The sequence below is a fragment of the [Clostridium] colinum genome (genome assembly GCF_940677205.1).
GTDB lineage: Bacteria > Bacillota > Clostridia > Lachnospirales > CAG-274 > Tyzzerella > Tyzzerella colina.
Genome location: NZ_OW712331.1, coordinates 1,844,713 through 1,862,224, shown reverse-complemented (window position 1 = coordinate 1,862,224; position 17,512 = coordinate 1,844,713). Strand labels below are relative to the sequence as shown.

The 17,512-nt window shown below is 29.7% G+C and carries 13 protein-coding genes, 3 tRNA genes and 2 rRNA genes; 7 read left to right on the top strand and 11 right to left on the bottom strand.

The window, feature by feature from the left end; translation table 11 throughout:
• Positions 1-206 precede the first annotated feature (206 nt).
• From NBW53_RS09020 to NBW53_RS08990, 7 genes are all read left to right on the top strand, one after another.
• Positions 207-3,105, top strand: a 23S ribosomal RNA gene (locus NBW53_RS09020).
• Positions 3,106-3,175: 70 nt separating this feature from the next.
• Positions 3,176-3,293, top strand: a 5S ribosomal RNA gene (gene rrf / locus NBW53_RS09015).
• A gap of 7 nt (positions 3,294-3,300) precedes the next feature.
• A tRNA-Thr gene (locus NBW53_RS09010) sits at positions 3,301-3,373 on the top strand.
• 22 nt (positions 3,374-3,395) lie between these two features.
• Positions 3,396-3,469, top strand: a tRNA-Ile gene (locus NBW53_RS09005).
• A 4-nt stretch (positions 3,470-3,473) separates the two neighbouring features.
• Positions 3,474-3,547, top strand: a tRNA-Asp gene (locus NBW53_RS09000).
• A gap of 242 nt (positions 3,548-3,789) precedes the next feature.
• On the top strand, positions 3,790-5,034 hold the full coding sequence (locus NBW53_RS08995) for a GGDEF domain-containing protein (RefSeq protein WP_250277931.1): 1,245 nt from the start codon (positions 3,790-3,792) through the stop codon (positions 5,032-5,034).
• 172 nt (positions 5,035-5,206) lie between these two features.
• Positions 5,207-6,247, top strand: coding sequence for a GGDEF domain-containing protein (locus NBW53_RS08990; protein WP_250277930.1), 1,041 nt, complete (start codon positions 5,207-5,209; stop codon positions 6,245-6,247).
• A gap of 98 nt (positions 6,248-6,345) precedes the next feature.
• On the opposite strand, the gene NBW53_RS08985 is transcribed toward NBW53_RS08990, so the two are convergent.
• From NBW53_RS08985 to NBW53_RS08935, 11 genes are all read right to left on the bottom strand, one after another.
• Complete coding sequence (locus NBW53_RS08985; RefSeq protein WP_250277929.1) at positions 6,346-7,224, bottom strand: YitT family protein; 879 nt, start codon at positions 7,222-7,224, stop codon at positions 6,346-6,348.
• Positions 7,202-7,963, bottom strand: coding sequence for a WecB/TagA/CpsF family glycosyltransferase (locus tag NBW53_RS08980; RefSeq protein WP_250277928.1), 762 nt, complete (start codon positions 7,961-7,963; stop codon positions 7,202-7,204). The genes NBW53_RS08985 and NBW53_RS08980 overlap by 23 nt, the downstream gene beginning before the upstream one ends.
• 13 nt (positions 7,964-7,976) lie before the next feature.
• Positions 7,977-8,456 carry a hypothetical protein gene (locus NBW53_RS08975; RefSeq protein WP_250277927.1) on the bottom strand — a complete coding sequence of 160 codons (480 nt, stop codon included), beginning with the start codon at positions 8,454-8,456 and terminating at the stop codon, positions 7,977-7,979.
• Between the two features lie 22 nt (positions 8,457-8,478).
• Positions 8,479-9,600 carry a polysaccharide pyruvyl transferase CsaB gene (csaB, locus tag NBW53_RS08970; protein ID WP_250277926.1) on the bottom strand — a complete coding sequence of 374 codons (1,122 nt, stop codon included), beginning with the start codon at positions 9,598-9,600 and terminating at the stop codon, positions 8,479-8,481.
• 13 nt (positions 9,601-9,613) lie between these two features.
• On the bottom strand, positions 9,614-10,999 hold the full coding sequence (locus NBW53_RS08965; protein WP_250277925.1) for an O-antigen ligase family protein: 1,386 nt from the start codon (positions 10,997-10,999) through the stop codon (positions 9,614-9,616).
• Between the two features lie 4 nt (positions 11,000-11,003).
• Positions 11,004-11,516 carry a hypothetical protein gene (locus NBW53_RS08960; RefSeq protein WP_250277924.1) on the bottom strand — a complete coding sequence of 171 codons (513 nt, stop codon included), beginning with the start codon at positions 11,514-11,516 and terminating at the stop codon, positions 11,004-11,006.
• A 10-nt stretch (positions 11,517-11,526) separates the two neighbouring features.
• A complete protein-coding gene (locus tag NBW53_RS08955) occupies positions 11,527-12,081 on the bottom strand; it encodes a DUF4330 domain-containing protein (RefSeq protein WP_250277923.1) in 555 nt (184 codons plus the stop codon).
• Positions 12,078-13,208 (bottom strand): glycosyltransferase family 4 protein, encoded by a 1,131-nt coding sequence (locus tag NBW53_RS08950; RefSeq protein ID WP_250277922.1) that lies wholly within the window; start codon positions 13,206-13,208, stop codon positions 12,078-12,080. Before NBW53_RS08950 ends, NBW53_RS08955 begins: the two co-directional genes overlap by 4 nt.
• Before the next feature lie 85 nt (positions 13,209-13,293).
• Entirely contained in the window at positions 13,294-14,556 is a 1,263-nt protein-coding gene (locus NBW53_RS08945) for a glycosyltransferase family 4 protein (protein WP_250277921.1), read from the bottom strand.
• Positions 14,556-15,809, bottom strand: a complete 1,254-nt coding sequence (locus NBW53_RS08940) for a nucleotide sugar dehydrogenase (protein ID WP_250277920.1) — start codon at positions 15,807-15,809, stop codon at positions 14,556-14,558. The genes NBW53_RS08945 and NBW53_RS08940 overlap by 1 nt, the downstream gene beginning before the upstream one ends.
• A gap of 142 nt (positions 15,810-15,951) precedes the next feature.
• Positions 15,952-17,442 (bottom strand): lipid II flippase MurJ, encoded by a 1,491-nt coding sequence (locus NBW53_RS08935; protein WP_250277919.1) that lies wholly within the window; start codon positions 17,440-17,442, stop codon positions 15,952-15,954.
• Positions 17,443-17,512: the final 70 nt, after the last annotated feature.

Genomic DNA, 17,512 nt, shown 5'->3' with positions numbered 1-17,512 from the left:
CGAAAGTTACCAATTATTATTAATCTTTGTAAAAAGGTTATGTAAATTTGTACTTTGAAAACTGAATAGAAAACACAACGCGATAAAGTTTGAGAAAACGATATCGTGAGCCAGACAAAAATGTTTAAGAGGTAAAAGCAAGAAATAAAAGTTTTTCCGAAAAAAGATTTAAACAATATCTCGGTGAATAAATAAAGAAACCGAAAGGTCAAGCTAATAAGAGCAAAGGGTGAATGCCTTGGCATCAAGAACCGAAGAAGGACGTAGAAAGCTGCGAAAAGCCACGATGAGACGCAAACAGTCAGCGACTCGTGGATATCCGAATGGGGAAACCTAGCAGAGAAAAGCTCTGTTACTGCATACTGAATAAATAGGTATGTAGGGGGAACGTTGTGAACTGAAACATCTAAGTAGCAACAGGAAGAGAAAGAAAAATCGATTTCCTAAGTAGCGGCGAGCGAAAGGGAAGAAGGCCAAACCGACGAGCGTGCTTGTCGGGGTTGAGGACTGCATAATCCATTGACAAAGAATAGTCGAATTGTTTTGGGAAAGCAAACCAAAGAAGGTGAAAGTCCAGTAGACGAAATTTGGAGTCAGGAGGCAGAATCCAGAGTACCACGGGACACGAGAAACCCTGTGGGAAGCCGGGGGGACCACCCCCCAAGCCTAAATATTCCTTGATGACCGATAGTGAAATAGTACTGTGAAGGAAAGGTGAAAAGAACCCCGGGAGGGGAGTGAAAAAGAACCTGAAACCCTTTGTTTACAAACAGTGGGAGTTACAATAGTAACAACTGCGTACTTTTTGTAGAACGGTCCGGCGAGTTACATTTGCAAGCGAGGTTAATTAGTAAGAAGCTAAGAAGCCGAAGGGAAACCAAGTCTGAAAAGGGCGACAAGTTTGTAGGTGTAGACCCGAAACCGGGTGACCTATCCATGAGCAGGTTGAAGTTACCGTAAAAGGTAATGGAGGACCGAACTCGTATCTGTTGAAAAAGGTTGAGATGACTTGTGGATAGCGGAGAAATTCCAATCGAACCCGGAGATAGCTGGTTCTCCTCGAAATAGCTTTAGGGCTAGCCTTGTGTTAATCTACTGGAGGTAAAGCACTGAATTGGTGCGGGGCCTTCGCGGGTTACCAAATCATATCAAACTAAGAATGCCAGAAAGATGATGCACAGGAGTCAGACTATGTGAGATAAGTTTCATAGTCAAAAGGGAAAGAGCCCAGACCGACAGCTAAGGTCCCAAAGTGTGTGTTAAGTGGAAAAGGATGTGAGAATTCGAAGACAACTAGGATGTTGGCTTAGAAGCAGCCACTCATTTAAAGAGTGCGTAACAGCTCACTAGTCGAGAGTTTTTGCGCCGAAAATGTCCGGGGCTAAAACACACCACCGAAGCTACGGAATTGTACGAATGTACAATTGGTAGAGGAGCAATCTGCAAGGATGAAGCCAAACTGAAAGGAATGGTGGACGAAGCAGAAGAGAGAATGCCGGAATGAGTAGCGAGATATATGTGAGAATCATATAGGTCGAATGTCTAAGGTTTCCAGAGTAAAGCTGATCTGCTCTGGGTAAGTCGGGACCTAAGGCGAGGTCGAAAGACGTAGTCGATGGATAACAGGTTTAAATTCCTGTACTACTAATAATCAGAACTGTGGGGACACAGGAGGATAGGAAAACCGAGGAAAGGAAATACTCGGCTAAGCACAAAGCTGTGGATATGATGCAAATCACATATCTAAAGGTGAAGTGTGATAGGGAGTGAAGAAAAGTAGCGAAGTTTCTGAATCCACACTGTCAAGAAAAGCCGCTATAGTGTTATTAGTACCCGTACCGCAAACCGACACAGGTAGACGAGGAGAAAATCCACAGACCGACGGGAGAAGTGTTGTTAAGGAACTCGGCAAAATGACCCCGTAACTTAGGGAGAAGGGGAGCCTACGAGAGTAGGCCACAGAGAAGAGGCTCAAGCGACTGTTTAGCAAAAACACAGGTCTCTGCTAAACCGAAAGGTGAAGTATAGGGGCTGACACCTGCCCGGTGCTGGAAGGTCAAAAGGAGAGGTTAGGAGCAATCCGAAGCTTTGAATTCAAGCCCCAGTAAACGGCGGCCGTAACTATAACGGTCCTAAGGTAGCGAAATTCCTTGTCAGGTAAGTTCTGACCCGCACGAAAGGTGTAACGATTTGAGCACTGTCTCGACAACACGCCCGGTGAAATTGAAGAACCAGTGAAGATACTGGTTACCCGCAACAGGACGGAAAGACCCCATGGAGCTTTACTGCAGCTTAATATTGGGATTCGGTATTACATGTACAGGATAGGAGGGAGACTGAGAAGCCAGTACGCCAGTATTGGTGGAGTCGATGTTGGGATACCTCTCTTGTAGTATTGGATTTCTAACCTGCTTCTGTGATCCAGAAGAGGGACATTGTTAGGCGGGCAGTTTGACTGGGGCGGTCGCCTCCGAAAGAGTAACGGAGGCGCTCAAAGGTCTTCTCAGAATGATTGGAAACCATTCAAAGAGTGTAAAGGCAGAAGAAGGCTTGACTGCGAGAGCGACGGTTCGAGCAGGTACGAAAGTAGGACTTAGTGATCCGGTGGTAACAAGTGGGAGTGCCATCGCTTAACGGATAAAAGCTACCCTGGGGATAACAGGCTTATCTCCCCCAAGAGTTCACATCGACGGGGAGGTTTGGCACCTCGATGTCGGCTCATCGCATCCTGGGGCTGAAGTAGGTCCCAAGGGTTGGGCTGTTCGCCCATTAAAGCGGTACGCGAGCTGGGTTCAGAACGTCGTGAGACAGTTCGGTCCCTATCCGTTGTGGGCGTAGGAAATTTGAGAGGAGCTGTCCTTAGTACGAGAGGACCGGGATGGACGAACCGCTGGTGTATCTGTTGGTAACCAATGCCACGGCAGAGTAGCCAAGTTTGGAAAGGATAAACGCTGAAGGCATCTAAGCGTGAAGCCAACCTCAAGACTAGATTTCCATTGCCTAGTGCAAGTAAGACCCCTTGAAGACGACGAGGTTGATAGGCCTAAGGTGTAAGTACGGTAACGTATTTAGCTGATAGGTACTAATGGTCGAGTGCTTGTCCAATGATTTTGTTTAATTCTTTTAGTTTGGTTTGTGTTTTCTATCAGTTTTGAGAGTATAAACTCTAAAAATTTACGGTGATGATGCGTTTAGGGGAAACACCCGTTCCCATACCGAACACGAAGGTTAAGACCTAAACGGCTGATGATACTTGGTGGGGGACCGCCTGGGAAAGTAAGTGGTTGCCGTATTAAATAAGCCGATGTGGCTCAATTGGCAGAGCAGCTGACTTGTAATCAGCAGGTTGGGGGTTCGAGTCCCTTCATCGGCTTTGATTTCTTAATCAATAGTATGGATCTTTAGCTCAGTTGGTTAGAGCATCCGGCTCATAACCGGACGGTCCAGGGTTCGAGTCCCTGAGGATCCACTTTGGCCCAATAGCTCAGTTGGTTAGAGCGCTGGCCTGTCACGCCAGAGGTCGAGGGTTCGAGCCCCTTTTGGGTCGCTAGTTAATTAAAAGGATTGTATACTACAATCCTTTTTTGCATATATAATATTATTTATTTTATAAGGTTATTTACCATTAATACTTAGATACTTATAAATTAAATTATGGTTTAGTTATATTTATAAATTAAAAAAATTATTAATAACTTATTAAAAATATATTGACCTTAAATAGATTTTTATGTTATTATATAAGTAATAGTTAATAAAAGTGTAATATAGGTTAGATATGATAAATTTATGTTTAATACTACTTTAAATATAGATAGATTACTGCGGAGGTTATATAATATGGTTCTTTCTATGGCTATATTTTTTTGCGTTAATTTATATATTTTTAAAAATATTTCCAAAATTTTATTAAATTTTAAAAGAAATATTATTTTATATTGCTTAATATCATTTTTTAATACTTATTTAATGATTTATCTTTATAAAATAGGAATACCCTATTATATAGCATATTTTTTAGCTTTAATAGTATTAACAATAGAATTTTTATTATTTTCAGAATCAAAATTTAATCAGGCTTTTTTATGTTCTGGAGTTTTAATTATTAATATGAGTATTGTACAACTTATCATTTTACCAATATATGCATATATAATAGATAAAACACCATATGAAATTTTTAATAATAAAACATTATTTTTTAATTGTTTTTTTATAGTATTTTTTATTTTATTTATAGTTTTTAATATTCTATTAAGATTTGTGCCAATTGATGATATAAAAAAAATTTCAACAATGCCAATATATTCATTAGTAATTTCTATTATAATAATTTTAATTTTAATATATAGTATTACAGATGTTATAGTTATTCATCAAAAAAATTATTTTGTTGAATATTTACCAATTTTTATTGCAACACCAATTTTAAATGCAGCATTGTTTTATATATTACTTTTTTATAGTATAAAAAGTGTAAAAATGGTTGCTTTTAAGAGAAAGTCAGATGAATTAGAAATTGTTAAATTAAAAAAATCAATAAATATAAAATGTATGGAAGATAAAATTTTGAAAGATGATTTAACATCTTGCTATAATAGAAAATATATTATGTGTGATTTAACACATAAATATGAAAATAATATTTATAATTTTGCACTTTTATTTATAGATATAGATGGTTTAAAATGTGTTAATGATAATTTAGGACATAAATTTGGAGATGAATATATCATTAATATTAGTAAAATATTAAAAGAAGCTGTAAGAGAAAATGATTTGATAGCTAGAATAGGTGGAGATGAATTTCTTATAATTTTAAATGATTTAAAGGAAAAAGATATTAAAGATATATTAAAAAGAATACATTTAAAAATTAATTTTATTGATAAAATAACAAATAGTTATAAGGTATCAGCTAGTATAGGATATATATTTGTTGATGAAGAATTATTAAAAACAGGTGTAGAAAATATTATTAAAATTGCTGATGATAAAATGAGGAGAGAAAAAAGTCAGCTAAAAGGAGAATAATTTTTTAATGTTAAAATTATGTTGTTTTTTACTAGGTATTATATATATTTACATAGGATTTTTATATTCATCAAATGTATTTTCGAGACGAGTTATAAAAACAAACTATATATATGTTTTATTTTTAATTAATGTTTTTATTTTAGGTTGTGCTTTATATTATAACATATATTTGACAGAGTACATGTTTATGATAATATACTTTATTATTTTATGTTTAGAATTTAAATTAATATTTAATGATAAATGGCTAAAAATTATTTTTGGAACATTTGGTTTTTGTATAAATTTTTTTGCAATACGATTAATATATATATCTACTTTTGCATTAATACATAAAATACCTGTATTTAATATAATTCAAAATAATAATGCTTTAATAAATATTACTATATTAACATTTTTAACAAGTATTGTATATATTTGTGTGTTTTTATCACTTTTTAGAGTAGATTATATGAATATGATTATAACAGATAAAAATAACTTGAAATTTTCTTTATCTATTTTTACGAGTTTATATTTATTTTTATTTTTAAATACTTATTTTTTATATAAAGAAGTTAATATGCCTTCAATAAATATATTAAATATAAAAGTAGGTATTTGTGCAATGCTTGGATTTTTTTTGACTTTATTATATTCTTATATTTTAGGAAAACTACAGTTATATGCTGTTAAAGCAGAAAGTATACAAAAAGAGTTAGAACAAGATGAAATAGTATTAAAAAGGTTAGAAAATGAAGCAAACTATGATTATTTTACATCTTGTTTAAAAAGAGAAGTTATATACAACAAAATAGATAATATTTTAGAAGGAACACCATTTTTTTGTGTGGTATTTGTAGATATTGATGGATTAAAAATAACAAATGATGTATATGGGCATGATGAAGGGGATTTTTATATAAAAGCAGTTTCAAAGATTTTAATTGACGAATTTGTAGGTAAAGATATTGGAAGAATAGGTGGAGATGAATTTTTAATAGTTTTAGAGCATACAGATATTTATGCTACTATGAAATGTATTATTAGGTGCTATGAAAAAGTTAATAATATTAGCAAGATGTTTAATAAACCATATAAAACTTCTATTAGCTATGGAGTTGTAGATATTATGCCAGATAATAAGTTTTCTAGAGATGAGATTATAAAGTTGGCAGATACACATATGTATAATTTTAAAAAATCAAGGAAAAAAAATAGAAAATAATTTAAATTAATAATTATTTAAAAAATAGAGTATATTTTAAAATTATGATATTTTTATTTTATCATATTTTGTTTTAATATACTCTATTTTTATATAAGTTAATTGTTATCAATAATACCTTTAAATCCTCTGCCCATAACTTCACTAACATTATCTATAACAACAAATGCATTTTCATCAATATCTGCAACAACTTCTTTAAGCTCAGGTATTTGTTTTTGTTTTAGGATACAAAATATAACATTTTTTTTATTTTTTGTATACATACCTTGAGCATCTAATGAAGTTGCACCTCTATCTATGATGTTTAGTATACTATTCCCAATTTCTTCATATTTATCGCTAATAATAAATACAGCTTTAGCAAAGTCAAAACCATCTACAACTGTTCCTATAACTTTACTAACTATAAATACGCTCATAATAGCATATAATGTAGGTTTGACACCAAAAACAATTACACCTATAAAAATAATAGTAGCATCTATACATAGAAGTATTTTAGATATTTGTATATGTTTTATAAATTTATTAATAATAATAGCTAAAAGGTCTGTACCACCTGTGCTACATCTATTTTTTATAATAAGACCTAGTGCTATACCATCTAAAACTGCACCAAAAACTGATGCTAAAAATATATCTTCTGTAAATGTTGGTAAAAAATCTGTAATAGCTAAACAAAAAGATAAAAAGAAAGTAGCAAATAAAGTATTACCTAAAAATTTAAATCCAAAAATTTTATATGCTATTAAAAATAAAGGTAAATTTATTAAAATATTACTTATTGAAAGTGGAAAAGGTATAGCAAAAGTTGATTGGAATACACTATCTAATATAATACCAAAACCAGTAACACCACCTAATACAAAGTGATTAGGCTTTAAAAAAACATTAAGTGAAATAGATAACAAAAGACAACCAACAATAATATTTAAATATTTTTTAAATGTTTTATTCCTTAATATTTCTTTCATTTTTACCACCTTTTATTTTATATTTTAAAACTTCTATAATAAATAAAGGTAGCTTTAACATTCTTTTAAACCTTGTTGGCTGTGTTATAAGTCTATAAAACCATTCTAAATTTAGCTTAATAAAAATTTTAGGAGCTCTTTTTACATTTCCGCTCATAACATCAAAGCTACCACCAACACCTATCATAACCTTAACATTAAGTAAATCTTTATTTTTATATATCCATTTTTCTTGTCGAGGAGAGCCAAGCCCAACTAACAATAAGTCTGGATTAAGTTTATTTATATTGTGTATTATTATTTTATCCTCTTCTTCAGTAAAATATCCATTATGAACACCAACTATTTTAAGGCCTTTATATTTTTGTTCCATTTTTTCTTTAGCCAAATTAATAGTTTCTTCATTAGCACCAAGAAAATATACTGTTTTATCTGTATTTTTTATTTTAGAAAAAATATTTTGTATTAAATCAAATCCTGCTACACGTTTTCTTATGTTGTAGCCTAACATTTTTCCACCTATAACTACTCCTATACCATCTGGTATATTTAGGTTACTTTTATTTAAAATATCCATAAATTCATCATCTTGAAGAGCATTCATAATAAATTCAGGGTTAGGTGTAAAAATTAATTTTTTTTCATCATTTTCAAGAAATAAAAGTACTAAATTTAAAGCTTCATTTAAAGTTATATTATTTATAGGAACGCCTAATATGTTGCAAATTGTAGAAGACATATAAAAACTCCTTTTATTTTATTTCATAATCACCTTTTACTAAAAACCAAGCTTTTTCTGTAACTTTTATACCTCTACCGTCACTTCTAGGTATTATAAGAAGGTGATTTTTATTTATAGTATTTTTATTTTTAACTTCTAGACCATTTGTTATATTAGCAATACCTTCTGCACCAGGTATTACAGCATTACCTTTTCCACTTCTTAATATAATTTCTGTACCTTCTTTTCCATATATAGTTTGTCCAACTTCGACTAAAACAGGTTTAAAGCTATTACCACTAATTTGAACATTAGTATTATTAGATATTTCGCCTTCTGTGTTAATTGTACTGTTTATTACTTCTAAAACTTGGTTTATTTTATCATCAACATAGCTTTTAGCTACCAACGGGTCTTCTGAGCTACCAGCAGGGTTAGCAAATGCTATAACAGTTGCTATAGTTGTTGTAGCTAAAAATATCTGTATTCCAACTAAAATTTTTTGTTTCATTTTTATTCCCCCTATAAATAAGTTATTTTTTCTTATTTCTTATTTTATTAAGTTCTTTATTTAAAAGAATTTCATTTTGTTTAGCTTTATCTAGTAGTATGTTTATTTTTTCGGCTAGTATATTTTCATATCTTTCAAGCCCCATAAACATACCCTCCATTTGAGCTGTAAGTTTTTTTGCATCTATATCACCAGTTCTAATATCACCACCATTTGGCATATTTAAAACATCTAGATAATATTCTATTTTAGGGTCATAAACTAACCCTATCATAGGTACTTTTTTTGATGCAGAAAATAATAATGTATGAAGTCTCATACCAAGTATAAGTTTTGTTTGTCCTATTATACCAAGTATTTCGTCTGGTTTATACGATTGTTGTAATATATAGCTATCTTGTTTCATTTCATACATAACTTTTTTAGAGGTTTCTATATCTTTTGGTTGTTCCATAGGTATAAAGAGAACAGTTTTGTCTTGTTTTACCATATTATCACAGGCTTTGGCAATTTCTTTAATGTATTTATCACCATATTTTGCTTTGCTCCAATTTCTAACAGATACACCTATAATGTCTTTATCAAGTGGTATTTTTTCTTTTATTAAAAAGTTTATTGCACTTTTATCTGATATTGATTTAAGGGTAAATGCAGCATCTGCCGTAATATGGATTTCTGGTTTTTTAACGCCCATATCTAATAAATCATTTTTAGAAAATTCTTCTCTAAGGGTAATTAAATCTACGTTGTTTACTACCATTTTTACTAATTTTCTATTTATATTGCCATTTACAGGTCCTATTCCATTAGAATAAAGCATTACTTTTTTCTTAAAAAGCTTTGCAACTTTTATTATGCTTAAATAATATAAAAGTGAACGTGTGCTAGTGCCATTTTGTATTAAAGTTCCTCCGCCAGATAGTATGATATCACTTTTAAAAATAGCTTTAATTACTTCAATAGCATTAAATCTTTGCACAGAATTAATATTGTATTCGGTTTTTGTCAATTCAGGAATATGGGAAATAGCGGTTATATTAACATCTGGTGCCATTTCTTTAATATTTGTTGTCATAGCCATTAAAGTTGCCTCATCGCCACAATTTCCATATCCATGATAGCCAGCTATTAATAAGTTAATCATTGGTTATCCCTTCTTATTTTTTATTTGTTAAAACTGTATTTTTATTATAATTTATATACCAAAAATGCATAAGTACTGCTACTAAAAGCCAAAAACAAGATGTCATCATAGGTACTTCAAAAACATTTTCTACAAAGTTGTGGACAATAACTCCAAAAAGGCCAGCAAAGATACCTATTTCTAGTTCTTTAGATATTTTATCTGTTGTTATTCTAATCGTTCTTATACTATTTATTATTATTTGATACATAAGTATTACAAATGCAAATAAGCCAAAAAGACCAGTTTCAACAGCCGTTTTTAAATAGTAATTATCCATATAAAAAGTTTCTACCATTTCTGTACCAACTAGATAAGAAAGATTATTATTTATAGCAACAGCACCACCAAAATGTCCAAGACCTACGCCAAAGAGGGGAGTACCTTTTAATATTTGAAGACCAGTTAACCATCTTACAAGCCTACCACCTCTAAGGCTACTTTCTATATATTCGGGGCTTAACATATAAGTTATTCTATTAGCTATGCCTGGTACTAAAACAATAGCAAGTAAACCTAATATAATAACAGGTATTAAAAGCCTTTTATCTTTTAAAAATACATAAGCCAAAATAGCCACACCAAAGCCTATCCAAGCACCTCTTGAAAAAGTAAATATTAAGCAAGCTACCATCATTAATGCTAATATATAAAATAGTGCTTTAGTTTTATTATTTTTAGATATAGCACCAAAAGATAATGTTAAAGGTAAAGCTAAAGTCATAAGAGAGCCTAATATATTAGGGCTAGTAAGGATAGAAAATACTCTTGTTCTAACGCCAGCTTCTTTGCTATCTACCCAGCCAGCAGGCATCTCAACACCTATTATATATTGATATACGCCGTGTATAGCCATTAAAGAAACAACTATAACAAATATAAGGCATAGTCTTTTTGCACCATTAGTATCTTTTAAAAGCTGTATTATAACAAAATACCAAAGTATGTATTGTACAACAGCTCTAAAGCCTTCTAAGGATATTTTATAATCTGGAGAATTTAGTATAAGTACGACAATCATTGCTATTAAAAATAGAATAACAAGTAAGTCTAAAGGGGTTTGTTTAAAGCCTTCTTGGTCTCTATATCTAAGGTATTTATAGCCCCAGATTAAAAACATAGCTATAAATAAAAGTTCGTCCCATATGCTAGCTATACTTGGTGCAAAACTTCTAAGTATAAAATCTATAAAAGGATATAGACAAAGGGCATATGCTATAATTTGATAGTCAGCAAAGACAAGACCAGATATAGCTAATACCATTAAAAGTATAATTAATTTTTGAACACCTAAAAATGCACCTAATACACCAGCTAATGAAAATAATATTATTAAACTAATTAGCGTTTGTTTCTTCACATCTTCACCAACTCTTAAATATTTTATAAATAAAGCTTTCTTTAAAGCAATTTGTATTTCTACTAAATAAATATAAAATTATTGTTATTATTAAAAGGCCATAAGATATATAAAGATTTATTGTATTAAATATTATACCAATAAAGCTATAAGATAAATTAAAAGCACCTAATAATATACATAATAATAATAATTTTTTTTCTTTAGTAAAATATTTTATATTTCGTAATTCTATAAAGCTATTACTGCCTAATAGATAAGTTTTAATTTTTTTGTGTAAAAAATCCATTATTTTGTCAATTATTTTTATTATTTTTCTAATAAATTTGTATATAATACTATTTAAAAAGTAAGGTTTTTTATCTAAATATTTTTGAATAGATTTATATATAAAGCTTTGTTTAAAACAATTTGATATTTTACCTAAAACTTTTTTTAACAAGCTAGTATTATAAGGGTTTATTAGAGTTTTATCTAGTAATGTATAAATAAAACTTTTTTTAATAAACAAAGGCATAATATACCTCCTATTCTGATACAGATTCACTTTCTTTTGTTGCTTGATTGTCTGCATTTATATCTTTAAGCTCTATATCACGAACTTTACAGTTTGCCTCAAATTGTTGTGTTTTTAATATAAAATTGTAGTTTACTCTAACTTCTTGGTTACCCGCTTTTAAGATAGGGTTAGAGGCATTAACCGTATCTTTTATAACTACAGTAATGTCTTTCCATATTGGGTGGTTTGTAAGAAGAGGCTCACCGTTTGAATTAGTAGTAATATATGCAGCAGGTTTCATATCAACAGATACTATTTCTGCATCTGTAAATACATTGTTAGCTACAAGTTTATCACCAGGTTTTAAAGTTTCTATAGCTTCTGGAACTATAGAGTTTCCATATAATGTAACATAAATTTCCTTTTTGCTATCTAATGGATTTTGACCTTGTGCATTTCTAGCGCTACTAGTAAGCCTTATTCCAACAACGGCTACAACACCTATTATAACTAATAATGCTAATAAATCTACAATGTTTATAAATCCAAATAATTTTCCTTTTTCATCTATTATTTTACTCACTTTTTTGTCTCCTTTAAAATATTTTTATAAATGTCTATATGTGTTTTTGCCATTTTTTCATCTGAAAAATGGTCATAGGCATATTTATAAAAGCTCTCGCCAAAGCTAGACATAAGGTTTTTATCTTTTAAAAGTATATTTATTTTTTTTGCTATATCTTTGCTATTATGAGGCTCTATTAAAAGACCTGTTTTGTTATCTTGTATCATTTCTGGTATACCACCTACACAAGTTGCTATTGTAGCTTTTTTTAGCCTAGCACCTTCTAAAAGGGCATAAGGGAAACTTTCAGAATAGCTAGTTAAAACATTTATATCAATAGAATTATAAAAGCTATCTATATTATTTACAAACCCTAACATTTTTACGTTATTTTGTAAATTGTTATCTTTTATATAGGCTTTTATATTATCTTCTAAGCTACCGCTACCAGCTATTAAAAACATAATGTTTTTATTATCTTTTAATAAAATTTTAGTAGCTTCTAAAAAATCTTTTAAGCCTTTTACTTGTTGTAGTCTAGCGGCTATACCTACATATATATAGTCTTCATAAAATGGTATATTATAACTTTTTAAAAACTCTTTTTTATCTAAAATATTTATATTTTTTTGCATATCTATACCATTATATATAACTTTTAGTTTTTTTTCATTAAAGCCTCGTTCTATAAGCATATTTTTAAAGGCTTTTGTAACAGCTAATATATAGTCAAATTTTCTAAGCGCAATAGCATTAATAGGCATAAATATAGTTTGTTTATATATACTATCTTTAAAGTCTAGCTTATAATCACTATGCAAAGTTGTAATAAAAGGTATGTTAAAGCTATTTTTTATAAAAAGGGCAATATAGTTTGCACGTGCACCGTGGCAATGGACTATGTCATAATCGCCATTAAGGATATGTTTTTTTATGTTAAAAATAGGCTTTAAGCTATATCTTTTATTTTGATGTATAATTTTTATAGGTATGTTTGCCTCTTTAGCTTCTTCGGTAAAGATACCTTCCATTATACATAAAAGCTCTACATTTATGCCTTCTTTGATAAGCCTTTTAAGGAGAGTTATAACGTGGGTTTTAGCTCCGCCACCATCTCCACCGCTTATTAAATGAAGCACTTTCATTTTATTATCACACCCCAAGGTATTATTTTAATATATATTATAAGATAATGTTTTATATAACAACATATTATCTTATTTTAAAAAGTTAAACTTTATTAATGTTTAATGCTTTGTCAAAAATATTAGCTAAATCTTTAGTAAGCATTTTTCGTTCAAATTTTTTTATTATGTTAAAATCTGGGTTAAATGTTAAAACATTTTGTTGCCATTTTTCATAATATTCTTTTATTATGCCTTCTATTTGCAAAATATCATCTGTATTTGCTACAACACCTATTTTACTTTCTAAAACTAAATCTTTAGCCACACCATCTGGTAATAATGCAAGGACAGGGCGTCTAGTGTTCATATATTCAAATATTTTACCAGTGTAAAAAGCATTGGCCCCAACGCCACTGCCTTCTATTAAAACTAAAGCATCTGAGCTAAGCTGGTGTTTTATACAAACATTATGAGGCACATATCCTATTATTTCTATCTCTTTTGTTAAGCCAAGACCATCTATTTGAGCTTGTAGCTTGTCTTTATGATAATTGCCAATAAGTTTAACTTTTAAGCTATTTTCTTTAATTATTCCTTTTTCTTTTAAATTTTTTATTGCTTTAAAAAAGTTATCTGGTTTTCTTCTACCATATAAAGCACCAGTATAAACCATTGTAAATTTATCATTATTAGGGCTTGTAAAATCCATACCATAAAAGTCTTCTTCATCATATCCATTTGGTATAACATAAAAATTATCTCCAGATATTTTATTGTTTTTAATAAAGTTATCTTTCATAACAGGTGTGTTAGTTATTAAATAATCGGCCTCTAAAAGAACATTTTTTTCCATATTTTTTTCTATTTTAGTTCTTATAGGATTATGTGGATTATCTAAAGTGTATGGATTATTAGTCCATTCGTCTCTAAAATCTGCTACCCATTGTATGTTAGGAAGTTTTCTTTTTATATATAAACCTAAAAGATGGTCGCTATAAGGTGCACTTGTTGTATATATTAATTTTATATTATTATCTTGTATAGTTTTTAAAGCTTCTTTTTTGCTTGTTTCAAACCATATCCTAGCACTATCTGGTATCATTATTTTAGATAACACTTTAAAAGGAATTTTTAAAAGTCCTTCTACTTCTGAAGGTTCATAGGCCTTTGTTCTAACAATATTTACACCGTGAGGAACATCATTTAAAAGAGTTTCATCTAAAAGTTTAGCTCCAGTTGTTTGTCTTGTAAAAACAATAGGTTCATATCCAAATGTTCTAAGATGTTTTACAAATTTTACGCTTCTTTGCACACCAGAGCCACCCATAGGTGGAAATTGGTTTGCAATAATAAGAATTTTTTCCATTATTTTTCACCTAATAAATAATAATTTAAGTTATTTTTTATAATATCTTCTCTATTAAAGAAATTTCTTGTATCTAATATATTTTTGTCTTTTAATAAAGTAGATACTTTGTTAAAATCTATATCTTTAAATTCGTCGTGGTTTACACCTAAAACCATAATACTAGCATCTTTTATAGCATCATAAATATCCATATTATTTTTAACTTGGTCTTTAGCGTGCGGGTCGCAAACATTTACTACTACATTTTCTTTGTTTAGCATATCTAAAAGATGCATAACAGGGCTTTCTCTTACATCATCTATATTAGGTTTATAAGTTACACCTAATAAAGCTATTGTTTGGCCACTAAATCCACCTAATATATTTTTTATTTTATCAAAAACATATTGAGGCATACTATCGTTTATAAGCCTTGCTTGTTTTATAAGCTTAGCATTTTCTGATTTTTCTACTAAAAACCAAGGGTCTAAAGCTATACAATGTCCGCCAACTCCAGGACCTGGGCTTAATATATTTACACGTGGGTGGTGGTTTGCAAGACGGATAACCTCAAAGGCATTAACGCCAAGCTCTTCGCTTATTTTAGCAAGCTCGTTAGCTAAAGCTATGTTTACATCTCTAAATGTGTTTTCCATAACTTTACACATTTCTGCCGTAGTAGATGTTGTAATAAATATTTCGCCTTCTACAATACTTTCATAAACTTTTTTAACTTCAAGGCTAGACTTTTCGTTTATACCACCAACAATACGGCTATTTGTTCTAAGCTCTTCTATTACCTTTCCTGGTAAAATACGCTCAGGAGAGTGTGCTACTAAAAGTTCTTCACCAAGTTTAAGACCTGTTTCTTTAAGGATAGGTAACATTAAATCTTCTACTGTACGTGGAGGAGAAGTAGATTCTAATATAACTATACAACCTTTTTTAAGATGTGGCACAATAGCTTTTGTAGCACTTTCTACATAGCTCATATCTGCCGTTTTATCTTCATTAATAGGAGTAGGCACTGCTATTATATAAACATCACAATCTGGAGGACAAGTCGTAGTTGCAGATAAATTACCATTTGCAACGCATTCTTTTACAAGCTCTAAAAGACCAGGCTCTTCTATTATTATTTCACCTTTGTTAAGAGCATCTACGGCACGTTTGTTTAAGTCATATCCTATTACTTTATGGCCTTTAGAGGCAAACATAGCAGCAGTAGGTAACCCAACATATCCAATACCAATCATACAAATCTTTTTCATAGGTATAAATTCCTTTCATATCTATATTAAAAATTGTTTTAGTTTTTACATTATTTTTATTTTACCACCTTTTATAAGCTTTAACAATATTTATTTATAATAATACAATTATTTTCACAAAAATTTTACAAAATTAGATATATTATTTTCTTTTAAGTTTATTTATAATAAGGTTTATCTCATTTTTAGCCTCACCTGTAAAATAGAGACATATAGTATAAGTTATTACACCTATAAAAACAAGTAAACATAAAGTAATAATATTAATAGGTAAGAATGATTTTATAATAATTATTGTTATACTCATAATAAAAACACTTATTAAAATTCTAAATAAAGATAGTTTATTAATAACAAAAGGCATATGTTCTTTTGTTCCATTTTTAGCTAATAAAAAATATATAAAAAATGATAAAAATGTACTTATACCAGCAAATTTATACCCAAAGCTTTTAATAAAAAATATATTTAAAACAATATTTAACACACCACTTATCATACTTCTTTTAAAAATTTCTTGTGTACGAGCATTAAGCTCCCAAGGTTTAATAGCATATTCTGTAAGACCCAAAAACATCATACCAAGAGCAACAAAGCCCATTATACTATGTCCTTCAAAATATCTTGTTTCAAAAAGCACTTTAGCTATAAAGTCTGAGGTGCAAAATACACCAAAAACAGCAGGTAAAGATATTAAAAGATAAGTTCTTATAGCATTGCCTATAAGAGTTTTTGTAAGAGCTTTATCACCCTCGCTCCAAGTTCTGAGAATAGTAGGGTAGCTACCTCTCATAGCACCAGTGGCTAATAGAGTAAAGGCAGAAGCTATTATAGAATAATTAGTTTGATATATACCAACTTTATTTTCATCTAAAAAGTAGCTTATAATATATATATCTGATTTGTTTAAAACAGATGTAGCTATCATATTGCCCATTAAAGGCATACCATACATTTTTAAAACGTGTAATATTTCTTTATCATAATATTGCCATTTTATATGTTTTATAATATCTAGTTTTATAATACCTATTATAGCGGTTAAAAAATCAAATATTATATAGCTTACAAATATCCATTCTATTTTTGTTGTAAAAAGTTTATTTAAAATAATAATAGATAAAAGTTTACCTATGACATTTATAACCGATAAAACTAAGTTTATTTTGCTTTTTCTAACACCAGCAAGCATACTTATCACAAGCTGAGAAGTATTATAAGTAAAAAACATAAGTATACTAACTGCAATAAGACTTATAGGATAAATATTTGTTATAGATTTAAAAAATCCAAGGCTTAATATTAAAATTAAAATACTAGATATAAAAAATACAATTATATTTACTTTAAACCAAGAAAAGAAAACAGTAGAAAAAAATTTGTCTTGTTCATTATCTAGCTCATATTTATTTATATACCTTAAAACAGATTGTACAAGCCATTGTATTAAAACCATAGCAATAGTTGTTATGGCTATATTTATAGTAGAATATTTACCGGTTTGTTCTGGTATGTATATATAAGACATAGCAGATATAGTTAAAACACCAATAATACCTTCTATACCTTTTGCAATCATATATATAATAGTATCTTTAGCCATAGCTTGATTTTTATTATTTTTATTAGACATTTTATTACCTCTTTAATTATTTTTATGTTTTAAGTGGTTATTATTAAATATTTTATATTATAGCTAATTT